The 24,518-nt window shown below is 41.1% G+C and carries 16 protein-coding genes and 1 pseudogene; 12 read left to right on the top strand and 5 right to left on the bottom strand.

Annotated features, from left to right (window positions below):
• Window positions 1-3: 3 nt before the first annotated feature.
• Complete coding sequence (locus tag ACYRY3_RS12510; RefSeq protein WP_460202044.1) at window positions 4-780, bottom strand: filamentous hemagglutinin N-terminal domain-containing protein; 777 nt, start codon at window positions 778-780, stop codon at window positions 4-6.
• 289 nt (window positions 781-1,069) lie between these two features.
• Complete coding sequence (locus ACYRY3_RS12505) at window positions 1,070-3,280, bottom strand: TolC family protein (protein WP_460201991.1); 2,211 nt, start codon at window positions 3,278-3,280, stop codon at window positions 1,070-1,072.
• Window positions 3,281-3,889: 609 nt separating this feature from the next.
• Here ACYRY3_RS12505 and ACYRY3_RS12500 point away from each other — a divergent pair.
• Together ACYRY3_RS12500 and ACYRY3_RS12495 are read left to right on the top strand one after the other, a co-directional pair.
• Complete coding sequence (locus ACYRY3_RS12500; protein ID WP_460201990.1) at window positions 3,890-4,270, top strand: hypothetical protein; 381 nt, start codon at window positions 3,890-3,892, stop codon at window positions 4,268-4,270.
• A gap of 484 nt (window positions 4,271-4,754) precedes the next feature.
• Window positions 4,755-5,975, top strand: a complete 1,221-nt coding sequence (locus ACYRY3_RS12495; protein ID WP_460201989.1) for a S8 family peptidase — start codon at window positions 4,755-4,757, stop codon at window positions 5,973-5,975.
• A 40-nt stretch (window positions 5,976-6,015) separates the two neighbouring features.
• Here ACYRY3_RS12495 and ACYRY3_RS12490 read toward each other — a convergent pair whose 3' ends face one another.
• On the bottom strand, window positions 6,016-6,540 hold the full coding sequence (locus ACYRY3_RS12490) for an ABC transporter permease (RefSeq protein WP_460201988.1): 525 nt from the start codon (window positions 6,538-6,540) through the stop codon (window positions 6,016-6,018).
• Between ACYRY3_RS12490 and ACYRY3_RS12485 the strand changes: the two are divergent.
• Window positions 6,541-7,257 (top strand): annotated as a pseudogene (locus tag ACYRY3_RS12485) (glutamate ligase domain-containing protein); the annotation flags it as partial.
• Window positions 7,258-7,371: 114 nt separating this feature from the next.
• Window positions 7,372-7,941 (top strand): IS607 family transposase, encoded by a 570-nt coding sequence (locus tag ACYRY3_RS12480; RefSeq protein WP_460201987.1) that lies wholly within the window; start codon window positions 7,372-7,374, stop codon window positions 7,939-7,941.
• Window positions 7,942-8,069: 128 nt separating this feature from the next.
• Here ACYRY3_RS12480 and ACYRY3_RS12475 read toward each other — a convergent pair whose 3' ends face one another.
• Window positions 8,070-9,374 carry an ABC transporter substrate-binding protein gene (locus tag ACYRY3_RS12475; RefSeq protein WP_460201986.1) on the bottom strand — a complete coding sequence of 435 codons (1,305 nt, stop codon included), beginning with the start codon at window positions 9,372-9,374 and terminating at the stop codon, window positions 8,070-8,072.
• 190 nt (window positions 9,375-9,564) lie between these two features.
• Between ACYRY3_RS12475 and pilM the strand changes: the two genes are divergently transcribed.
• The 6 genes from pilM to ACYRY3_RS12445 all read left to right on the top strand — a co-directional run bounded on the left by pilM (window position 9,565) and on the right by ACYRY3_RS12445 (window position 17,842).
• A complete protein-coding gene (pilM, locus tag ACYRY3_RS12470) occupies window positions 9,565-10,671 on the top strand; it encodes a type IV pilus assembly protein PilM (protein ID WP_460201985.1) in 1,107 nt (368 codons plus the stop codon).
• 3 nt (window positions 10,672-10,674) lie between these two features.
• Entirely contained in the window at window positions 10,675-11,442 is a 768-nt protein-coding gene (locus ACYRY3_RS12465) for a PilN domain-containing protein (RefSeq protein WP_460201984.1), read from the top strand.
• The gene (locus ACYRY3_RS12460; RefSeq protein ID WP_460201983.1) at window positions 11,439-12,194 is read left to right on the top strand and encodes a pilus assembly protein PilO; all 756 of its coding nucleotides are present in this window, start codon (window positions 11,439-11,441) and stop codon (window positions 12,192-12,194) included. Before ACYRY3_RS12465 ends, ACYRY3_RS12460 begins: the two co-directional genes overlap by 4 nt.
• Before the next feature lie 100 nt (window positions 12,195-12,294).
• Window positions 12,295-12,483: a hypothetical protein gene (locus tag ACYRY3_RS12455; RefSeq protein ID WP_460201982.1), complete on the top strand. Its 189-nt coding sequence runs from the start codon at window positions 12,295-12,297 to the stop codon at window positions 12,481-12,483.
• Window positions 12,484-12,790: 307 nt separating this feature from the next.
• Complete coding sequence (locus ACYRY3_RS12450) at window positions 12,791-15,259, top strand: AMIN domain-containing protein (protein ID WP_460201981.1); 2,469 nt, start codon at window positions 12,791-12,793, stop codon at window positions 15,257-15,259.
• Window positions 15,260-15,727: 468 nt separating this feature from the next.
• Window positions 15,728-17,842: a TonB-dependent receptor plug domain-containing protein gene (locus ACYRY3_RS12445; protein ID WP_460201980.1), complete on the top strand. Its 2,115-nt coding sequence runs from the start codon at window positions 15,728-15,730 to the stop codon at window positions 17,840-17,842.
• A gap of 87 nt (window positions 17,843-17,929) precedes the next feature.
• Here the strand turns inward: ACYRY3_RS12445 and ACYRY3_RS12440 are convergent, their stop codons facing one another.
• Window positions 17,930-18,151 carry a hypothetical protein gene (locus ACYRY3_RS12440; RefSeq protein WP_460201979.1) on the bottom strand — a complete coding sequence of 74 codons (222 nt, stop codon included), beginning with the start codon at window positions 18,149-18,151 and terminating at the stop codon, window positions 17,930-17,932.
• A 133-nt stretch (window positions 18,152-18,284) separates the two neighbouring features.
• Between ACYRY3_RS12440 and ACYRY3_RS12435 the strand changes: the two genes are divergently transcribed.
• Window positions 18,285-18,581 carry a hypothetical protein gene (locus ACYRY3_RS12435; RefSeq protein ID WP_460201978.1) on the top strand — a complete coding sequence of 99 codons (297 nt, stop codon included), beginning with the start codon at window positions 18,285-18,287 and terminating at the stop codon, window positions 18,579-18,581.
• Between the two features lie 137 nt (window positions 18,582-18,718).
• Window positions 18,719-24,079, top strand: a complete 5,361-nt coding sequence (locus ACYRY3_RS12430) for a trifunctional serine/threonine-protein kinase/ATP-binding protein/sensor histidine kinase (RefSeq protein ID WP_460201977.1) — start codon at window positions 18,719-18,721, stop codon at window positions 24,077-24,079.
• The last annotated feature ends 439 nt before the right edge of the window (window positions 24,080-24,518 follow it).

Raw genomic sequence — 24,518 nt, 5'->3', positions numbered from 1 at the left:
CATTCACGCAGAAGCTGTACTGCTTGTCTGGGCAAACAAACCACTGGTGGAACCAGTCAGTTGCATTTCTTTTGCATTCACTGTGATGTTACCCGCTCGACCATTGCCAGAGGTAGAGGTAAGGAGTTTTCCTTCGCGAACACTCAAGGTATTGGTACTAACTGTGATGTTGCCCCCCTGACCTGTGGAGTTAGACTCTGTATTTGCAAATAGACCACTGGCAGCGCCTATTTCTGTAATTTCGTTAACGAAATATGGATTGCTGGGAACTTTGGCAATGCGGTTAGCGTAATTCGGGTCGTTTCCCAAGATTGTCACCCAATCTGTTGCATTGACAAAGATATCACCTGCTTGTCCAGAAGTGGCGTTGAACTCAAACCCATCTGAAAATTTCAGACTACTCGCCGTAGTTGCTAAGAAAGAACCGCCGATATCAAGACTAGCATTCTGGTCAAAAATAATCCCATTGGGATTAATCAGAAATAGATTAGCTGTACCATGAGTGCGAATTAACCCATCAATATTAGAGATTGACCCACCCGTTACCCGACTAATGATATTCTGAATATCCCCAGCATTATTAAAGAAAGCAGTACTGTTATTAGGCACAGAAAACTCTTTAAAACTGTGAAACAAGTTGCTTCCGGCTTGCGTTCCTCCCGTGATAACGCTGGTGTCACCATCTTGTGTGACAATAGAGTTATTAGGTAGAGTGCCATCTGGGGTAATTTGAGCAAGAGCACAATTTGTAGAGAAAGAGAACACACCACCGCTTGCCATTCCTAAAAACCAGCCCCAAAAAGTATTCCTGAAACCGAACATTGTACCTTCCTCAAGGAAACAGCAGTTGCGGAACTTTGGTTATGTCACACCACTAATACGGGTTTATTGGTGGTGGAAGTAACCTCTGCCTAATTCTCAATTTCAATGATGGTAGTTTTACATAAAACCTCCTATTTTCTTTACAGAAATTTATAAATTTTTTGTCACGTAAATACGAAATTTAGCACTGGTGCTTCACACCGCTGCAATCCACGAGTATTCAACCAGATATAATATATTCCTCTGCCTAGCGTGATGAAAGAGCGTTAGCCTCAATTCTTACCTGCCAAGTAGTTAATGCAGTTCCTACAGTTTTATCAAGGTTCGTTAAAGCGTTGAGATATTCAATTGTTGCGTTAAGTTCTGCATTTCTTGCCTCTACCAAACTATTTTCCAGACTCACAATCTCAAAAACTCCAGACCCCCTGCCCAATCGCTGCTTTTCTCTTTCAATCTCTAATTGTCTTTCGGAAGACTGTCTGGCAAGGCGTGCAAGTTCCACCTGCTTAAAACTCAAATTCACATCTCTAATCCCGTCCATAACCTGAATTTCTAAACTTTCACGCCGATCTTTCAAATTGTTTTCCGCTTGCAATTGGTTAACTCGGCTGCGCTGAAACCTCTGTTCCGGTGTCAAATCGCCTAATGTTTTGCCAAAAGTTAGTCCGGCTCTCACGTCTGATGTTGCGTTATCTCCTGTATTGTCATAACTAATATTCAAACCCAAGTCCCAACGTCTGTTATTTTTTGCCTGCAACAGGTCAAGTTTAGTTTTGTCCAAGTTTATTTGTGCCTGCAAATACTCCGGCTGATTTTCAAACGCTAATTGCCGAAGTTTGTTCGTGTCTAGGGTGACGGGTGACGCCTTTGGAATTTCTGCTGCCAAAATATTGGTATTTCGATCGATGTCAAGAATTTGAAGTAGAGCTAACTTTGTTGACTCAAGATTATTCCAAGCTGTCACCAAGCTGACTTGCCGATTAGCGATCGCCGTCTGACTTTGAATAATATCAACTGGTGCCAACCTACCCGCCTCAATCAAAGCCCGATTTATTTCCAGAAGTTCTTGAGCGCTTTTCAAAGAAAGCTGCTCAATTTTTACCCGTTCCTGACTGCGGAGTAAATTCCGGTATGCCAGAATAGCATCCGTAATGGTGTTGATCAATGTCGATTTTAAATCCAATACATTACTCTTTTCAGTGAGTCGAGCCGTCTGAATTGAAGCTCGGTTTACATTGATTCCAGCTCCTCGTAGTAGAGGTTGATTAAAACTTATCTTTGGCGTTAGAGCATTCGCTGTCCACCCTACACTCACTTCCCCCCCGGTAGGAATCTTCATCTTTGCCTCAAGCCCGACTTCATTAGTAGTTGTTGTAGTTCCATCTGACCCGGATTGAGCCATCGACATTGACACTGAGGGTGTAAATGTAGGAGTAAATTTATTTTCTTCCACTGCTAGGTCTTGTTTTTGAGCTATTCTTTCAAGATATGCGTTTTTTATAGATCTATTATTTTGCAAAGCCAAGACGACAACATCAGAGAGCTTAAGTGCAATAGGAGGTACTTTTGGTAATGCTTTCTGTTGACTCTGTTTCAGACTGGTTTCAGTCACTCTATCTGCTTGTTCTACTTTTAAATTTTGGTTCTGATAAGAACTTACATTCTGTCGTGGTACTTGACGCGTTTGAGGGAAGATATGGTGAAGCGGCTTCGATGATATGGAGAGAGAGAGATTTGGTGACGCGAGAAAAGACGCACCCGCCCTAAAGTTATTCTGCTTGCGGGACAAAATCGGCTGAGCCTCCTGTTTTGAAAGGAGGTTTGGTGGGGTGGGAAGACGTGATGATGCAGAAATAATTTCTGGAGTAGGTATCGTCAGAGCCTCTCGTCTGTCATTTCCTGGTTCTTTTTGTAAACGAGAGGTTAAGGGTGATGTCAAGGAGACTTGCGATTTCATTAAGTGCAGTGTATCAGAGGGCGATCGCGTAGCGTCATTTAACTTCCAGCTTTTATAAAGCAGTTGGTTATTTTGGCTCTGAGGTTGAGAACGAGCTATAAATGTGTTCGCGTTTACCGTTAGCATACCTGAAGCGTAGTGTGTCGGTTTTGCGCTCTGAGTTTGCTGTAAGCGTTTCCTGGCTGTAAGACTTCCCGAAGGATTTTTCAAGGGTAAGACAATCGCCTCACCCTTGCTAAGTTGTTGATTGGCTTTGCTTTGGATGTGTTTGATGTTTCCAGGAGCCTTAGGTTGAACCATTGGCAGTTTGGCAGCTGCCTCAACGCTAGCAGCAGGTTTAAGTATCTTTTGGGGTTTAGAAATTAGGGCGAGAATACAAGCCGTACCTAAAGTTACAGTTGCAACAACGACCACCTTAAGTAACAAGAAACTGACGGGTCGTCTAGATAGAGGCTCGCTTTGGTTTTGACGTTGAGAGTCTTGGTTAGGTGGTTTCTTCATAGTGATTTAAACTTATGAGTAAATTGTTCTGCTTAGGCTGACTCTTGGGAATTAAGATTAATTTCCTACACCACCAGGCAAAGCTATTTGCATTGAATTAAACAGACTGGTCTTTATACATCACCGCCACTGTGAGATTGATGATGTTAGATTTAGGAGTTGCATCAGACAGCTATTGAGTTTAGTAAAACTCATTGTTCCTATCTAAATTATCCTCTTGATTTTACTTTATACTGCTCATTTCACTTCCCAAGTAAGGTTCTGAAACAAAAGTGCTTTAGTTTTGAGTGGAGAAATTATAGATTGCTGTGTTAATCTCTACAGAGATGAGGCAATCAACTGGACAAAATTGGAAAATCCGGAATCTCAAGAGCGCATCTATGCATTTTATTTGAACGATTTTTAAATCAATATTTTCAATTCAAAAACATAATTACTTGAATTATGTGTCAAAAATGAATGTCTAAACCTTGAATTTATAAATCCAATCTTGGAGTATTAAAGAAGAAAGAGACAATCATCTATAAACCAGTAATTAGACACACTTCCTGGATAAGTTAGGTGGTCTTGACAACAACAAAATTCTATTAATTGAAAAGGAGAATAACTATGGGTACATTAAAGAATTTAGCTATGTTCAAGTATGTGGTTGGAGGTACTGGTGCCGTGCTGGCAGTCGCAGCCATGACATTTATGAGTTCGGTTGATTCTGTATCTGCAGCCACCAGGGGGACATGTGGTCAGAAGTTTGACAACGTTACGGTCGTCGGCGGTCAGGCTTCCTGGTCGCTGTCTTGCTCCGGCAACAAGATCACTATCACCGGATGGGTAAAAGACACCAAGGCTGACGGCAAGTGCGCCAACGTCAAGGCGGAAGGCGGCGGTCAGTACAAGAATCCACTCGCCACGGCTTGCCCCAAGGGTAAGGTGACGCACTTCACGTGGACGGTTCCTGGCCGCGAGATTAAGGCATACCTGTATGTCGCCTAGCTTGGTTGGAAACACAGCAGTGTCCCTACTTGCTAGAGAAACTAATTGAACACTAATTCCGCCACGCATCCTTTATTTATGTAAAATATGGGCGGAGTTAGTGACCTTTACTCGGTCTGGGCTACTCAAATACATCCTGATTCTGGAAATCCTCCAGTAGCGAAGATCCAGCAGAAATAATGCTGTGAGCAAGCAGTCCAATATACAGGTTTCCAGTAGAACTTTTAACGTGTCCACAAATTATTTACAAATAGTTCTACTGGAGACTATTTTTTTCAGCAATATTTTTGCCAATTTATTAAGCTTGAACAATTACTGAAACGGAAAGAAGAAGGCTGAAAGTTTTAAGTTTGTAGAATATCTTGGCTCATAAAATAGAGTCGGGTTTTGGAGGAAGCATTTTTATAATTTTACGGACATATTGTTAATATAAGTTTTTTATATTAGACAGTTAACCGAGCCAAAATCTGTATCATACATTATTATGAAATTGATCGATCGAACTATTACCTCTGTAGCAGTAGTAACAACCCTAACCATCTTTATCCCTAAGGTCAAAGCAGCGGACTACACTTTACCGATTAAACAAGCAGCTGATGCCACTGGAGTAACGGCAGCGCGAGATTTATTTGGAGTAGAAGGCAGTGGCATTACCATCGGCGTCATCTCAGATAGCTTCAATACCTCAGAAATCAGTTTTGATAGCGCTGGTAATGCAGACAACTATGCAACTAACATTGCCAAGGGCTACTTGCCAGCAGCCATTAACGTTTTGCAAGATTTTCCCGATCCGAATCCTGGCGTCAACGCTGAATACGATCCCACCGATGAGGGTCGTGCCCTTCTGCAAACAATTCACGCAATTGCCCCTAAAGCAAACTTAGCGTTCTATGCTACCCCCAATGCGCGACTTCCTAATGCTAGCCCGGAAGATTTAGCTGGATTTGGTAATGCCGTGCGAGCACTAGCGGCGGCTGGGGCAGACATCATTGTAGATGATATCTTTTTCTTCAACGAGCCAGAGCCTCCAGAGGGAGCAATTAACCAAGCCATTACAGAAGTCTTTAATCAGGGCGTTGCTTACTTTTCTGCTAATGGTAATGACTATCCATTTTTACCAGCATTCGGGCATACCAATAATTCAGGAGCAGCTAGTGTGGGTGCAGTCTACTACGGTAATCAGGAGATTTCTCCAATTGATGGGGTAACGAGACAGGGACAATTGGAAAGCTTTTCCTCTGCCGGACAAGCAGGCTCGATCAAGCCTGACTTTGTCGCTCCCGATGGGCTAGACATTTCCTTCAACCACGCTCAAGCTTTCCCCGTGAATTCCGACACTGGCTTGTACCCCTTCTTTGGCAGTTCCCAGGCAGCTCCTTTCGCAGCTGCTGTGGCAGCTTTGTTGCTGGAAGCTGCACCAAATACCAGCCCTAGCGAACTATACAAAGTACTGCGCGACACGGCACAGCCGTTGAAAGGACAAATCGGCTTCGACAACCGTAGCGGGTATGGCTTGATCCAAGCAGATAAAGCGCTGCTAGCTCTGAGAGCGCAACCCGTACCAGAGCCCGGTAACGTCTCGGCACTGGTGGCAATTGGGCTGTTTGGAGGTGTGGCGCTACTCAAACGTCGTCGCTTTCACTGGGGTTTTACTGAATCGTTTGGCACGCTTACAGGCATAAAAAAAGTTAATGGCAAAATCTAGGGAGATTGGTCAACGCTAACTATTAACTACTAACTACTAACTACTTGCTACGCAAAGCCGTAACGGGACTTAGCTGGCTAGCTCGTAGAGCCGGGAGAAAACCAGCGCCAACCCCCACTAAGAGAGCCGATCCTAAGGACAACGTTGCTGTAGTGCTTTCAAATTGGTAAGGCAAATCAAAAGTATTGGCAACTACCAACGTCAACCCATGCACTGTAATCAGCGCTGCAGTTCCCCCCAATAAGCTTAACAGCGCCGCTTCAGAAATGAACTGCAACATGATGTCTTGCTTTGTTGCCCCAATTGCCAGCTTTAAACCAATTTCAGCAGTACGCTCTGCTACAGTGGCAATGGTAATATTGGCGATGCCGACACCACCTACTAATAGAGAGATAGCTCCCACTGCAGCCAGTGCCATTGAAACGGATTCAAGAGTTTTCTGTTGCTCTAGAATGTCTTCCACATTGTTGGAAACATAAAATTTTTGACCGGGGAAACGCTGCTCCAGAAGTTTCTTTGTCTGGGCTTCCAAGTTTTTCAGGTCTTCGAGTTTGCGGGGGCGCATCCAAATAGTTCTGGATATTTGCCAGCAGATGCAGAACAAGTTGTGCGATCGCGTGCTTTAGACTTACAATGCCCTGTTATTGTGCCCCAACCTGCGTGTCAAGTTGCCCCAGGATGGGCAGAGTGGGAGATGAGTCAACATCTAAGAATTATAAAATTTCCATTGGTGCTGCAGGGGCAAATTCAGTTGGCAAACACAGCCTTGGCATTAGGGGCTGTGGAAATTTTACAAACACGGGGTTGGAAAATTTCTGAGGAAGCTATTGTTAATGGGATGGCTAAAACCAAGTGGCTTGGCAGGATTCAATGGACGACTTGGAGAAATCACAAATTATTGTTGGACGGTGCTCATAATCCCGGTGGTGCCCAAGCTTTACGCGATTATGTGGATACTCTGGAAACTCAGCGAGTGGATTGGATTATGGGGATGCTCGCACGAAAAGACCATGAGGATATTTTCAAAGCTTTACTGCGATCGGGTGATAGATTGTTTCTGGTTCCAGTACCAGATTCTACTTCAGCCGATCTGAATGAATTAGCTGCAATGGCTTGGAATGTATGTCCGGAATTGAGCTTTTGCGCTACTTATCCCGATGTATCATCAGCCTTAGAGACATCTTTTGGTTCCTCAACAGGTCAGGTCGTTGTTCTGTGTGGTTCGCTGTATCTTATAGGGCATTTTTTCAAGGAGTCAATGGTCAATGGTAGGTCGGGTTGAGGAACGAAACCCTACTTTGTCGTGGATTCTAAAAGCAGTATAACGTAGTTTTTCTTAATAAAACGTAATAAATCTGTGTAGGATAACTAATGTAGGCACATTAGCTACGATTTTATGTTTTTAACGCCAAAAGAAGTACAAAAAAGATATGGATTTCATCCTAGAACTCTCGTAGATTGGGCAAATGAGGGAAAAATAGAATGTCTGAAGTCTCCAGGGGGGCATCGACGTTATTCTGTCGCTTCACTTGAAAAAATAAAAACTAACAGCACCACGACTGTTCTTTATGCGCGTGTTTCAACTACATCCCAAAAAGACGATCTAAAAGCCCAAGTAGATTATCTTGGCAAGAAATACCCTGAAAGCGAGTGCATTACAGATTTAGGTTCTGGTTTGAATTTTAAGCGAAAAAAATTTATCCAACTGATGGAGCGCGTTGCTAATGGGGAGGTAGATACTATTGTTGTTGCTCATAAAGACCGCCTAGCTCGGTTTGGATTTGATTTTATCGAATGGTTTTGCAATTTAAACAACTGCTCTATCGTTGTGTTAAACAATTCTTACAAAACGCCTCATCAGGAGCTTATGGATGACTTTATGAGTATAATGAACTGCTTTTCTAGCAAATTATATTTTCTGAGACGCTATGAAAAAAAGATTGCACAAGAACTTGATAAAACGTAGTAAATCTGTGAGAGTAAGAAATGTGGGATGGTCGTCTCGCCCGTCCTTCATAAGCGGGCAAGATGTCTGTACCATAAGAATGGTGGGCATTGCCCACCCTACTCATTTTGTTGGGTTTCGCGCTTTGCTCAACTCAACCTACCATTCCATTCATTTGCTGCATCCTCGACAGCTTTATCTACTGTCTTTTCGCCCAGCATAGCTGCTTGCAAGTTTTCGTAGATTGTCTTTTGCAAAAGTTTTATGTCTTTTAACCTGGGAGTGAGAACTTCTGCTTGCTGCAACTCTTGTGCGCTAATAACACGTGCCTTATCTAAGGTTGAGGCGGTTGCGGGTACATCCTTAAAGTAGCTATCAGAAAGTGATTTGACTGTAGAAGGAAGAACGTTGGCTGCTTTGGAAAAGGAAAGCTGGTTCGTATCGTTAGTAAGATACAAGGCGAATTTAAGAGCAGCATCAGGTTGTTTGCTGTCCCGAGGTATGACGACATTCATAACGGCAACATTTTTCTTACCAGTTTCACCTGTGACTTGTGGTGCAGTTGCAGAAACTTTGGCTATTGTTGGTGCGTTTTTAGCAACGGTCTCTAGGAACTCTCCACCAGAAAATAGTAATGCAGTTTCCCCAGCTTGATACAAATCTACGGCATGACGGTGCCCTTGTGTCAGAACTTCCCTGGGAAGTAGCCCCTTTTTGTATAAGTCAACCCAGTATTGAAATGCTGCTTTCCCTTGTGGGGAGTTAAAGGCAGCTTTTCCTTCACTATCTATTAACGTGACGCCCATTTGTACGAAGGACTCTAGGACTTCACCGGAGTCTTGAGGAACAAAGGTCGTAAAAAAGGCATACTTGCCAGTTTTGTTCTTAATTTGTTGGGCGACTTGTGCTAATTCAGTATATGTGACAGGTGTTTTATTAATACCTGCCTGTTTTAATAGATCGGTGTTATAAATGGTTAACCGCGTGGTGAGGTACCAGGGAATACCAAAACTCTTACCATTTAGCGTGCTAGCTTTCCAAATATTGGGCAAGTAGGAGGAACGCTCTACTTCTGAGATTTTTGCGTCTAAGTCCAACCAGGCATTTCGTCCTGCAAGTTGAGAAGCAAAATCCGGATTTAAGTTTACAACGTCTGGTGGCGTTTTTGCTGAAACAGCTGTTAAAATCTTGTTTTCCATTGCAGCCCAAGGCACATCAACCCAGGTGACTTTTATACCTGGATTTTTTGACTCAAAGGAGGCAATTAGGCTTTTGAAGTAGTCAGTAAATTGAGGTTGGAGTTGCATTGTCCAAAACTCAATGTTTGCGGCTGCTGATGATGCCTGTTTTGTATTTGTGCTGACATTTCCCGTGCTGCAACTGACAATCCAGCTTGTTAATAAACCAAGTAGTAACCAAACAGTAAATGTTTTGAATTTTTGAATTTGAATCATTTTGCTTTTGTTCTTTGTCTTTAGTCGTTGGTTTTTTGTCCTTAGTTCCTGGTTCAGTACAAATGACGAAGGACAAATGACTGAGGACGATTCTATGCTTTTAGGTATTCTAACGGGGGAGGAAAAAGGAGCAATCGTATTAATCTTTTATATTATTCATTTTTTTACTTAGCATTCCGGTGGTAAAACTGTGGTTAAACAACTCAATAATTTATTTAACAAATCTAAAGGTGGGGTGGGGATAGAACTTTCACCACAACGTGTAAATTTAGCTCAAATCCGCAAGCAACGCCAAGGTGTGAAACTAGAAAATTTAGTATCAATGCCAGTTCCTGAAGGTGTGATTGTTGATGGTCAAATTACTGACCCGCCAGCAATGGCCCAATTGATCCAGCAGCTGCTGGCGGATAATAAGATTAAGGCTTCTCGTGTTGCGACTGCTGTGCCGGGACGGGATTCTATTGTGCGTCTCATACCCGTGCCTGCTGAGTTGGATGATAAGGAACTCCGAGAGATGGTACTCAACCACGAGGCTGGTTTGTATTTACCTTATCCCCGTGAAGAAGCTGATGTGGATTATCAGAAACTTGGGTATTTTGTAGATGAGGATGGTATTGAAAAGGTTCAGGTGCTTTTAGTTGCAACTCGCAAGGAAATTACCGATACCTATATCAGTACCTTCGAGCAGGCGGGATTGCAAATTGATGTTTTGGAGATTAACTGTTTTTCTTTGATTCGGACGATTCGCGATCAACTCCGACAATTTGGACCACAAGAAGCAGCAGTGCTTGTGGATATCGAATTTGACAATACAGAAATTGCCATTATTGTCAATGGAGTGCCGCAGTTTTCCCGCACAGTGCCTATCGGGACTTATCAAATGCAAATTGCTTTGTCAAAAGCGATGAATTTACCCGTGTCACGGGATATGGAATTGTTGCAAGGAATGACGATTCCTTCAACCCCTGTAGATGGCGGAAAGACTGGTGTCACTGAAATTAATCCAGGTATGGCTGCTGCGATCAGGGTGTTGGGAGAACTCACCGATGAACTGCGCCGTTCTATCGATTTTTATCTCAATCAGAGTGAAAATCTTGAGGTCGCGCAGATTCTGCTAGCAGGACCGGGAGGCGGACTAGCACAGTTAGATGAGTTTTTTACACAAAGATTGAGTTTACCAAGCTCTCATATAGATCCGGTAGGCGCTTTGTCATTGGAAGTTGATGAGGAAAAATACCCTGCGGTAGAACGCCCTGGGTTGGGAATAGTCCTTGGTTTAGGAATGCGAGAGGTGTGAGGGATGTACAGTCTAGATATTAACTTTCTGAAAGATCGCCCAGCCTATTACAAATCTTCTGAAAAGAAGCCAAAAGTTAAGATATCTCTCCCAACAGGAGATTTAACTCCTTTGTTTATAGGATTGGGATTGGCGATCGCTTTACCGGGTTTGGTGGGTACGACTTGGTTTATTTTACAAGCGAAAAATTCTGAATTGGAGGTAGCGATCGCCCAACTGGAGCAGGAGAAACAATCCCTTGAAACACAAATAGGAAATATTAACAAAATCAAGCAAGAAACCAGCAAAATTAAGGAGGTGACTCAGGCTTTAGTCACCGTTTTTGACCAAATTCGTCCTTGGTCAGCCATGTTGCAAGATTTGCGCGATCGCATTCCAGCGTCAGTCCAAATTCAGAACATCAAACAAACTCCACCTGCAACCCCAGTCGATGGAGAACCAGTACCCAATCCTGCAGGAGGTATAGAAATTGTTGGATTGGCTCGTACCTTCAATGATGTCAACGATTTCATGCTGACTTTGCAACAGTCTCATTTTTTAAAAGCATCTGAGACAAGAATTGCCACAGCAGAGATGGTAGATGCACCAGTACCGTTTGGAATTACCCTTCCAAAAGGATTTAAACCACCTCAAGTAGTTAGATACACTATTCAATCCAGTATGAGTGATATTCCCGCTTCCGAGTTAATGCGGGAATTAGAGCAGAAAGGCACAGTGGGATTAGTAACTCGGATTCGCAGTATGCAAAAAACAGGACTCATTCAAAGATGACTCTGAGTGAAGATTTAAATATAGAACAAAGCAGGGAATTTAATGCAGCTACCCCCAGCTACCCCGTTATTTTTGGAATTTCTTTAACACCTAAAGTCAGTGGAATTGCCCTAGGGTTTGTGGGAATTGCAGCCGCCGTATATATGGTCATGAATATGCTCATGCCAACATGGGATACTTTCCAGCAGCAGCAAGCCAAACAGACCGAAATACAAACGGACATTGACCAAAAGAAAGCTGCTATTAAACAAATTGACAAAGTAAAACAAGAGCAGCTGTTGGCAAAACAGCAACAAGTTCAAGTTTTAGGTCTGTTTGCTAATGAAAAAACCTTAGATACATTGTTGCTTGATATCAATAGATTGGTAGAGTCTGGTAACAGCCAAGTTCCTGCCAATGGGACGAGAGCAAAACTCAAGAAATACGTACCTGCTTCTGGAAAAGCAGAACCAATCATGGATGGAAGCCTTGGACCTCTTGTAAATGGCAAGCTAAAACGCACCAATATCACTATTGATGTTTTTGGAACCTACGAACAAACACAATCTATTCTTCGCAATATAGAGCGGTTACAGCCTTTGTTAATAGTCAAAGACTATCAATCAGCATTGGCACCAGAAGAGACTTCGACAGACAAGGACAAACCGATACGTCGGATTGGATCGGCACCCATTAGGACTAGTTTCCAATTACAAGCATTGATGCCGATGAGCCCAGAAGAGACAGCCAAAGCGATTGCTGCCAAGAAATAACAGTCAATAACCATCGTAGGTTGGGTTGAGCCACAGCGAAACCCAACACCATTAGCCCGTAGGTTGGGTTGAGCCACAGCGAAACCCAACACCATCCGTCATGCAAATCACACAAACAGACAAGGATGCCCATCCCAAAAAAATTAAGAATAACATCGTAGGTTGGGTTGAGCCGCAGCGAAACCCAACACCATCCGTCATGCAAATCACTATCCCAAAAACCCAACACCATTGGTCAAAAGTTGGGTTTCGTTCCTCAACCCAACCTACCTTGAATGCTAAATCTTGATTTTCCTAGTGGTAGAGAGAATCATTATATGTAACAAAAATTTAGCGAGGAAATATGAATTATTTTCTGTTTCTTCCGTAATTCTACGGCACGATTTCAAACAGCTTCATGAGAAACTAAATTTAACAAACCCAATGCAAAAGAACTGTTAATTTTACAAAATTAGCGGGAAATATATAAAGTATCTTCTTTTGATTTGTCAGTTAACCAAGCAGCAACCTAAAAACAAAAATCTAAAATTGTTTCGGTTACAAGGCACAATTACTCTAAATTTTTCTTAATAATTTTCTGATGTGAGGAATGAACTGTGAAACAGCTTCACGGTAATGGTTTAGTATTTGGTGTTGCCGCAGTTGTAATGATAGCGGCTCAGCCAGTATGGGCGGAAACAACTCAAATTACTGGAGTCAAACTAAGTCCTGCTGAAGGAGGAGTGAACGTTGTCTTAACAACCTCCTCAGGCTCGCGCCCACAAATTTTTACGACACAAAGGGGTAATGCCCTAGTAGCAGATATTATTAATACTCGGCTGCGGCTATCGAAAGGTAATAGTTTTCGCCAAGACAATCCATCTCCGGGAATTGCTTCAATTGTCATCAATCAGCTCGATGCCAATAGTGTCCGGATGATAATCACGGGAACTAATAGCGCCCCTACCAGCCAACCTGCGGAGAGAAAGCAAGACAAAATTACCCTAAGCATTAGCCCATCAAATGGAACCCAGGCGAAGGCTCCAACTTCACAAGCTTCACCAGGGGCAACAGCAAGCCAGCAAGCAGCCACACCTATTCCAGTAGCACCCAGTCAAAATCAGCAGCCAGAGGTTCTTGTTCCCAACCCGAAAGTGACCGTTAACGGCACACCAGCTGCTGCGTCTGGTGTCGATCCAGGTAACTATCAGGCACCACCTTTCTTACCTAGAGCCGTTGCGCCACCAGTGGGAGATATTGCAATTTCCAATATGGATGCCTCTCCCAGCGTCATTGATTTAGGAACTCAAGAACGGGTACCTCGTTTGGTGTTGCGAGATGCACCCGTGCGTGAAGTCTTGTCTCTACTAGCCCGTGCTGCCGGTCTTAACTTAGCGTATGCGGGGGGTGCAGCAGGAGGACAAGCAGGGGGACAAGCGGGAGGTCAAAGCGGAAGTACAGGTGATGGACCGACAATCTCCTTGGATATAGAAAATGAGCCAGTGCAAGATGTTTTTAACTATGTCTTGCGCTTAAGTGGTTTGGAAGCTAACCGCAGCGGGCGCACGGTTTTTGTTGGAGCTAAACTGCCTAATGCCACCCGTGATGTTATCATGCGAAATATTCGCCTCAACCAAGTCAAGGTAGATACGGCTCTGAGCTTTTTGGTGGCATTAGGAGCAGAGAGTGCAATCACCCGAGAACGATTGGTAACCAGTGTTAATGCTGTCCCTGTGGGAGGTGCCGCTAATACAGCAGTCACTCAAAGCCAGACAACAACAGAACTTAAAATAGAGACTTTGCGTACTGAGTTTCAGGATTCAACGCCTTTACTACGCGGGTTACAGGCATCAGGCGACCAACGCACTAACTCAGTGACTTTAATTGGTTCTGCCAGACTTATTGATATTGCGATGGCTCAGCTGACCCAGTTAGATGTCCGTCGCCGTCAAGTAGCAGTTAATGTCAAGGTTATTGATGTTAACCTCTTGGGAACCCATGACTTTAACACCAGTTTCTCTTTTGGTATTGGCAACAACTTCTTTGTCAACGATGGTGGCGCAGCAGCATTAAACTTCGGTGGTGCCAGACCTGCTACTGCAGGTGAAGCAAGAAACAGTGTAACTGAGACACCAGTTATCCAGAATCCGGTTCAAGGCGCACCATTCTTTGACCCAAACCAATCAGTAGATATTCCAGGAACGGCACCTGGTACTATAGTCGTGGATCGAAATGGTAATACCTTTAGAACACAAAACCCAGGTACAGGTACATTTTATAAACCCGTTCCTCCTACTGGAGACCCATTGCAGCCCGGTTTCTCTCAAATTACTCCAGCAAAAGATAACATTGTCACTTTTGATGCGAATGGCAACCCTAGCGTAACACAAGGTACTCTTGGTACAGCTGTAGCATCTTTGCCAACCCTATTCCAGTTCCCCAAACGCTTGCTTGCTAGTTTGCAAGCTCAAATTACGACTGGCAATGCCAAGATTTTGACTGACCCAACTCTCACAGTTCAAGAAGGGGAAGAGGCTTTAGTAAAGTTAACAGCACAAGTATATGGAGGTGTTAAAATCACATCGCAAAGTGGATCGTCAACACAAGGTACATCATCTATCGCTAATAGAGAACCTATTATTAAAGATGCTGGTCTAACCGTTGCAGTCAAAGTTGACAGAATAGATGATAACGGTTTTGTTTCCTTATCTGTTGCACCTACGGTGTCTGCTCCTTCTGGTACAGTACCAACACCTGGGGATGGTGACATTACTTTGCTAGCAGAAAGAAGTCTCCGATCCGGTCTCATTCGCTTGCGGGACGGTCAAACTTTAATTCTTAGTGGTATTATTCAAGAATCAGATCGAGTCAGTGTGTCTAAAGTACCTATCTTAGGTGATATTCCTCTACTAGGTTCTTTATTTAGAAGAACAAACAAAACTAACCAGCGTAATGAAGTAATAGTGTTGCTCACACCTCAGATTATGGATGACACCGAGCGCTCTTCTTATGGCTATCAATACACCCCCAGCCCTGAGGTAAGGCGGATTCTTGAACGTCGCGGTTTGCCAACGCCCAGGCAATAATGCGACTAGAGCACCAATTCATTATTTAAGAGGATAAAGAAACCCAGTTTCTTTGTGTTGAGCCAACAAAAGTTCGGTCTTTACACAAATAAAAACTGGGTTTTTAGCATGACTGGACTGATGCTCTAAGTATGGAAGAATAATGTGTAGCAAACATTTAGGGAAACAGTAAGTAGACCAGGGAAAACAAACCGCACTTTATTAACTCACATCTTGCACCTGGAAATTTGAATGTCAAAACCACAACTACGTGCAAGGGGTGCTAAGCGTTCAATATTAAGGGACAAATGACAAATGACAAATGACAAAGGACAAAGGACAGAGGAAGTTTGACAGCTTGTCTTTTGACAAGAATTCCCCCTATTCGTAAGTATACATATGCTCTGACTAAAGTTATGTGTTGTTTATACACTTATAGCTTATATTGTCAAGACCGTGAAATACTAATTGGGTGTGGTGAGGTAAAGAGTGAAGTTGACTTTTCTGGTTTTTCAAGTTATATTTTCTAGCTTTGCTTTGGCTGGTATTAGTGTCGCACAGGATACTAAGTTTTATCAAAAAAATTCTGTTACAGATAAGACATCAAATATCCGGTCTTTAAATGAAATAGAAAAACCATTGACGAGTGCAAAATTCCTGACTCAAACGCCTACAGTTCCTTCCACAACACCTCAAACAACTGACGATTCCAACTCCTCTACAGAAGATTCAAAACCCACAGTCAACGACAATGAAGATGCCGACATTATTATAGATGTGACAGGTAAAGAAGATAATATCCCTCAATCGGCTCCAACATACGTTATTGAAAAAGAGGAGATTCAAAAGCAAGGTGCTTCAAGTGTAGCTGATGTTTTGAAGAAGTTACCGGGATTTGCTGTTAACGATGCAGGTTATGGTGCTGATATCCACACAGGAACGTATTACCGAGGAGCTTCAATAAATCAATCTGTCTTTCTTATAAATGGAAGACCGATTAATAATAATGTCAACACCTATCACGGAACGACCGATCTAAATAGCATTCCTGTAGAGTCTATTGAACGAATAGAATTATACAGTGGCGCGGCTTCCACGCTATATGGTTCTTCAGCCTTTGGAGGAGTTGTTAACATCATTACCAAACAAGGTAGTACTGTGCCTCGATTCAATGGGGCAGCGGAATTTGGCTCGTTGAATTTAAATAATCAACAATTTAGCTATGCAGGTTCAATTAGTTCTTTAAGATACAACTTCAGCTTTGAAAGGTATTTTGTAGATAACCGTTACCGTGTTCCTGTTGGTGCAGCAAATCGCGATACCGAAGGATATTTATTTAATGCAGATACAGCAACTAGCACGTATTTTGGTAGCCTTGCCTTAGATCTAAATGATAGGAATACTGTTAGTTTAGACGTGAGTACCCTAAGCAGTCGTAGGGGATTAGTGTACTTTGGGTTTCCTTTACAGAGGGATCGCTTAAACCGCGATGGCTTAAATATTGGCTTGTCTTGGAGAAGCCAAATTGGTAATGGTAATAATTCTATTTTAACAACCACAATAGGTTACAACCAAGACTACTTCAACACTTATGGTCCTAGCGGTCAATTTTACCGTACTGGAACTTTGGATACCCAACTCCTTTCAACTCGGGTGGATCATGAGTGGCGAATAACACCAAATAATAAATTGCGGTGGGGGTTGGATTTAAAAAATACCTGGTTAACGGCTGAGACATTGAGTACAGTTCCCAACCGCATCGCTTTGAATGAAACTGAAAACCGAAATTTGTTAAACACCGCACTCTTTGCTGTAACAACTTGGAATGTTAGCGATAGTTTTTTGCTAGATGTAGGGTTAAGACAAAGCTTTGATAGTGAATTTGGAAATTATCTCAATCCCAGTGTAGGGTTCAAATATGCTATCAATTCAACATTTGCCATACGAGGAAGTTGGGCAGGAGGACAGCGCAATCCTGGATTAGACCAATTGTATGCCTATGATACAGTACACGGTTGGTTGCCTAACCCGAATCTGGAACCAGAAACCGGTTCTTCTTGGACTGCTGGAATAGATATCCTATTTTCTGATAGTTTGACAGGTCAATTTACATATTTTGGTAGTAGTTTAGATAATCGCTTGGGAGTCGTACAAGGAAGATGGGAAAATATTGGATTAGTTAACACCAATGGTTTAGAAGCAGCATTGCGGTGGAAACTAGGCTCTGGCTGGTCAACCTTTCTCAATTACACCTACACAGACGCTGAAATTAAAACGGGATCGGAAAGAGGTTTGCAATTAGGGTTGATTCCTTACTCTGTAGCCTCTGTTGGTATCGGTTACGAAGGTGGCGGCTGGCAGGCAAATTTGTATGCAACTTACTCTAGTGGTGCTCGTCGTGCCCTATTTACGAGACCTGGAGATAGGATTACAGACTTTACCCCGTCTTTCTTGAATTTGGATTTTAGTGCTCGCGTTCCGATTACAAGAACTTTGGGATTAAGTGTCTACTTGGAAAATTTATTCGATGAACAATACGAGCGAGTTAATCGTACTTACAGCCCTGGGTTAACTTTTCGTCTAGGTTTGACATCCAATATTTAGCAATTGTATTTCTTCTAACTTAGAATTTACAGTTACGATAAAAATTTTAGATGAGAGATTTACTAAATAGCTAAAAGTAGAACCTACTTACTTCAGAAGTGAAATCAAACGCTTGTGTTGCATGAACCAGATTTTACAGACTTTTTTGGTTAATTGTATCTCCTCAGGAGTTAAAAGCCGATCTGGGGTTTCAGATGCTAAAATACTGGCAACTCGTGCAGCTTCATAGTAGCTTACGCCGTGTTTGACAAGTTCTGTGTGAAATAGTTCTTTTTTCTCCTCTGGTGATATTGACAACCGTTGTCGCATGAATTTTCCGAAACAATGTAATGTTTATGATTATAATTAGAGGTTACTCGATTATCGGGAAACGCTTACACCCTCTAAAAGACACAAAAATATTTTGCCGACGATACCACTCCAGGTAAATTACAATGCATTCATGAGAGCTAAAATTGAAAACAACGTGCTTTTTCTTCACCAGGAAGATGTTCCTGTGTATAAAAAAGGCGGTTCCGTAGTTAGGAACAGCTATTTTTGGGCATTGCGTTCCATAGCTGGTAGAGCTAACCGCTATGGAGACTGGGAATACGAGCCTGAAGTTTGGTTTGCATTGACGCGGATGCTCTTGTCGTTTACGGAGTCGGGTTATTTGGGATTGAAAGAAACTGTACTGGAGTTTCCTCTATCTCAAGGGGAAATTCCCGATGTGCTGCGTCCCGTGTCAACCTGGGATTGACGTACTCCGATAAACGCATGGGAATACTTGAGCAGGTATAGAATTTGCCAATGAACTACGGTAGTTGAGTTAAAAGCTGGCAGACTTTGGGAATCATAGATTTGGGATAACTTTGAGTCTATGAGGAAGTCTAGAGAATGCTTGCAACCCAATTGTTTCCAGACGACTATAACTTAACTGAGATTATTCATGAAGGCATTCACAGTGTTGTCTATCGGGGTGCATCGCTAGAGAGTCAACAGCCTGTAATTCTCAAAGTTCTCAAATCTGACGATCCGTCTTTAGAAGAGATTGCTTACCTCAAGCATGAATACAAAATCGAAAAAGATTTAAATCTACCTGGTGTTGTCAAGGCTTTAGGAATAGCAAGTTATAAAAATCGTTTGGGGCTGGTGTTTGAAGATTTTGGCGGAAAATCTCTCAAGCAGCTGTTGAATACAACAAAGTTAGATTTAGAAACTTTCTTGGACATTGCTATACAATTGGCACAAGCACTGGCAGACCTACATTCCCATCATATTATTCACAAAGACATTAAACCAGCAAATATAATTATCAATCCCGAAACTGAAGTTGTCAAATTAGCCGACCTCAGCCTTGCGAGTCAACTCGATCGCGAAACGCCGCAACTCATACAAACTCAACACCTTGAAGGGACTTTGGCGTATATGTCTCCGGAACAAACTGGAAGGATGAACCGGACATTAGACTATCGCACGGATTTTTACTCTTTAGGTGTCACTTTCTATGAAATGCTTACAGGTGAATTACCTTTTCAGAGTAATGACCCACTAGAGTTAGTATATTGCCATATTGCCAAAGTTCCTATTCCCATCAAGCAACTCAATCCAGAAATTTTATCTCCCATTGCTGCTATTGTCATGAAACTGATGGCAAAGAATGCTGAGGACAGATACCACAGCGCAAGGGGACTTAAAGCTGATTTGGAATTTGTCCAACAACATTTGACAAACGCTGAGGAACTTGCCAACTTTATTCCTGGGGAAAGAAACCGTACTCCCGCATTACTTATTCCTCAAAAACTATACGGACGAACTCAGGAAGTTGAAACTTTACTAGCAGCTTTCGATCGCGCTAGTCTGGGCAAAAGTGAAATGATGTTAGTGTCTGGTTATTCTGGGATTGGTAAATCATCTTTAGTGAATGAAGTTCACAAACCGATTGTGCGGCAAAAGGGCTACTTCATTGCAGGTAAATTTGACCAGTTCAAGCGCAACATTCCTTATACCTCGATTACTCAGGCATTTCAATTTTTGATGCGTCAGTTATTAACTCAGGATCCGGAATCGCTACAAGGTTGGAGAAACAAACTACAAACTGCTTTGGGAAATAACGGACAGGTGATTGTTGATGTGATTCCAGAATTGGAATTGATTATCGGAAAGCAACCCCCAGTGCAAAAGCTAGAACTGACTGAGGCACAGAACCGATTTCACTTAGTTTTTCAAAAATTTATCCGCGTCTTTACTCAAAAAGAACATCCCCTTGTCATTTTTTTGGATGATTTACAGTGGGCAGATGTTGCTTCACTCAAATTAATGCAAATGTTGATTTGCAATCTTGAAAGTCAGTATTTGCTTTTGATTGGTGCATATAGGGATAACGAGGTTAACCTATCTCATCCTTTAATGCAAACAGTCGAGGAAATACAGAGAACGGGGACAAGAGTAAATCATATCGTGGTTAAACCCTTAGATTTAATTTACATCAATCAACTGTTATGCGATACTCTCTGCCAACCTGAAACTGACCAAACAAAGCAACTCGCATCCTTATTGTTTCATAAAACTGCTGGCAATCCATTTTTTCTCATACAGATGTTAAAAACACTGCAACAAGAACAGCTTTTAGTGTTTGACTTTAACTTGCAGTGCTGGCAGTGGAATTTTGAGCAGATCCAGGCTATAGGAATTACGGATTTGGGTGTTGTAGAACTCATATCCCGTCATCTAAATAAATTGCCCAAATCCACACAAGAAATTTTAACTTATGCAGCTTGTATCGGCGCTAGTTTTAAATTAGATGTACTGGCGATCGCCACAGCAAAATCTATTTTAGAAGTAGCGGAAAACCTGTGGTTAGCACTACAACAGGGGTTGATTTTACCATTAACTAAAGATTATAAAGTTCCACTTTTATTTGACTGTAATGAACTTCAACACTTTAGCTTTGATGAGTCAAGATTGGAATACCGTTTTTTGCACGATCGCGTACAACAAGCAGCCTATGGTTTAATTCCCGATGAACAAAAGCGATTGACTCATCATCGCATTGGGCAATTGCTGTTAGAGAACACATCCAAAGAGGAATTACAAGATAACATATTTGATATTATTAACCAACTCAATTTAGGAATTATTGACCTTAACAATCAAGCCCAACGGAATGAGTTATTGCAATTAAACCTTCTAGCAGGGCGTAAAGCAAAAGATTCTTCTGCCTATGAACCTGCTGCCAAATATTTGAGGTTAGCAATGGACTTATTGACCGAAGATAGTTGGCAAACACAATATGATGTGACAATAACTTTGTATAAAGAAACAGCAGAAATGGAGTTTATTAATGGAAATTTTGAGAAAGCAGAATTTTTAATTTTTACAGCAATTCAACGTGCCGAATCCCATATTGAAAAAGCAGATTTATACAATATTATAGTTTTACAATACACTTGGCAAACAAGATTTTATGATGCTATTCAGGCAGGAATAGAAGGTTTGAGATTATTAGGAATTGAATTGCCTAAAGAGAATTTCCCAGCAGCTACAGATGCTGAGATGGAAGAAATTAAACAAACCTTAGGCAATCGAGAAATATCCTCAATCATCAATCTACCAGTTATGGAAATTGAAGAGAAAAAAGTAGCTTATAAACTGCTAATAAATGTAGAGATAGGCGTTAGTATCACCTCTAATATAGAGCTAAAAGTTATTATTACCCTAAAAGCAGTTAATCTTTCCTTAAAATACGGTAATATTCCTGAATCAGTAAAAGGCTATTGTAACTACGGTGCTATTCTTGGAAATTTCTTTGGAGATTATAAAACTGGATACGAATTTGGATTGTATGCTTATAAATTAAGTGAAAAATTCGACGATCGAGCCCAAAAAAGTAAATCATGCTTTATGCTTGGCGCTATTCTCCATTCCTGGTCAAAGCATATAAAAGGTGCAGCAGATATTAATCATGAAGGTTATCAAGTCGGCTTAGAATCAGGAGAACTCCAATTTGTTGGGTATAATCTCTTCAGCAAAGTATTGAATTTGTTTTTTCAAGGAGTAGAATTAAGTTCTCTCTTACCAGTAGCGTTAACTAGTTTACAATTTGCAGAAAATATAAAACATTCTCTCGTAACTGAGACAATATTGGTCATGCAGTTTGCCATAAATGAGTTGATGGGGAATAGATTGGAAACATCAGAGATTAACATGACAGAAACTGAAGTTTTAAAACAATGTGAGAGAAATCAAAATCTATTTTCTTTGTGCCTTTATTATGTTTTTAAATGTCAATCTTTATATACATTAAACAGACCTCGGGAGGCTCTAAATTATGTTTTGATGTCTAAAAAAATACTATCAGCTATTTCTGGTTTTCCGACCTATTCTGAATATTATTTTTATACATCTCTCATTTTAGCTGACATATTTCCAACTCTTGATGAAATAGAGGTAAAATCTCAATATTGGAAACAACTACAAGAAAATCAAAAGCAGATGAAACGCTGGGTAGATAATTGTCCGGAAAATTTCCTGCACAAATACCTTTTAATAGAAGCAGAGATAGGTAGAATTACTGGAAATCATTTAGAAGCTATTGACTTATACGATCGAGCTATTGAATCCGCGAGAGAGTGGGAATTTATTCAAAATGAGGCTTTAGCAAATGAGTTGGCGGCAAAGTTTTGGTTCGGTAAAAATAAACCAGAGTTTGCAAAAATATATATAAAAAAAGCTTATCAATGTTATAGAAAATGGGGTGCTACAGCTAAAGTTCAAGAATTAGAGTCGTCTTATCCTGACTTATGTATAAAAAAAATTAACTCACCCTCTCAAGATATTACTATTACAAGTCAAAATTCAACTAGCATTAGGAATACTCATTATTTTGATTTTTCAACAATTTTAAAAGTATCGCAAGCACTTTCCGGAGAAATTATTCTGGAGCATTTGCTAGAAAAATTTATGTACCTTGTTTGTGAAAATGCAGGTGCTCAAAAAATATTTTTTATAGAAAAGAAAGACGAGAACTTATTTATAGAAGCTTCAAGAACGAGTGAAGGCAATATTAAAGTATGCCAATCTCTGCCCATTAATGAGTGCGATACTCTATCAAAGTTTCTTACTAAATATGTAAGCTGTACTCAAGCACACCTGGTTTTAGACGATGCGATAAGCGATCCTCAATTTAATTTCGATCCATATATAATTCACAATCAACCTCAATCTATTCTAGTTTTGCCGATTCTTAATAAAGGCAATATGATGGGAATTTTATATTTAGAAAACAACTTAATAAAGGGTGCTTTTACTCAAGATAGATTAGAGGTTTTACAAGTGATTGCCTCTCTAGTTGCAATTTCTTTAGAAAATGCTCGTTTCTACCAAACTTTGGAAACACGTGTGACCCAAAGAACTCAAGAGTTAAAAAATGCTTTAGAAGAATTGCGTCGTACTCAATTACAACTGATCCAAAATGAAAAAATGTCTAGTTTAGGACAGTTAGTTGCCGGGATTGCTCATGAAGTTAATAACCCTATTAATTTTATCTATGGCAATATAGCTCATATATCAAACTATATTGAATCTTTATTAGAATTAATTGATATTTCTCTCGAAACAACTTCACAACCTCCACCAAAATTTTTTGAAAAAGCCGAGGAGATAGATTTGGAGTATGTCCGAGAAGATATTCCCAAAGTTTTAAATTCTATATGGAATGGTGCAGCCCGCATTCGAGATATTGTTCAATCCTTACGGAATTTTTCTCGATTAGATGAAGCAACAATTAAAAATGTCAATCTTCATGAAGGAATTGACAATACCTTGATGATTCTTCAACAAAGGTTAGGATCTATCCAAGTTATTAAGGAGTATGGCAGCTTACCAAAAGTGGAGTGTTATGCTGGAGAAATAAATCAAGTGTTTCTCAATTTACTGACTAACGCGATTAATGCTTTATTACAAGGTGTAGGTCAAAAAGTTTCCAGGACAGCCCATCCTACAATTTGGATTCGTACTGAATTCAGACAGGAGAATAAGCAAGTGGCGATTCGCATTGCGGATAATGGTATAGGTATGACAGAGGATGTGAAAAGTAAAATTTTTGACCCATTTTTTACCAATAACGCCGTTGGCAAAGGGAGTGGTTTGGGATTGTCTATCAGTCATCAAATAGTAGTGGACAAGCACGGCGGTCAAATAACTTGCCAGTCTGTATTAGGAGAGGGTACGGAATTTACTATTATACTACCATCATAGTATTGTAAACTTATATTGAGGAGTTAAGAGTTTTCTCTGCCAAGAATGTAATCTAAGCAGTGTTCATATTTAGAAATGTTGACTTGATAAGGCATCGGTCAGTAATTGAGTTTAGGGCTGTATAGTTTGCGGTAGAAAGTTTTGGAGTGTGCCAATGCTTGTTCCGTGGAAGAAGTTATTCTCAAAAGAGCTTGACTTAAGTTACGATTACACGTTAAATTCTTAACAAATCTAAATCAGTCTTGCCTAATCCGTCCTTTGTCCCAAACACAGCGTTCTCTTGGAGCAAGTTCGGAGCGGAGGAACCAATTTTGGGGCTTATCATTATGGAAGGATAAAAGCTTAAAGCGTGAAGGGTAAATGAGGGATCGCTCTTTTGAACTTCATCCTTTATATTTCATGACATCCTTCTTAAGAGGGACATCTCTCAGTCCTAGCC

The organism is Scytonema sp. NUACC21 (assembly GCF_054684315.1).
This window is presented reverse-complemented; position numbering and strand designations above follow the sequence as displayed.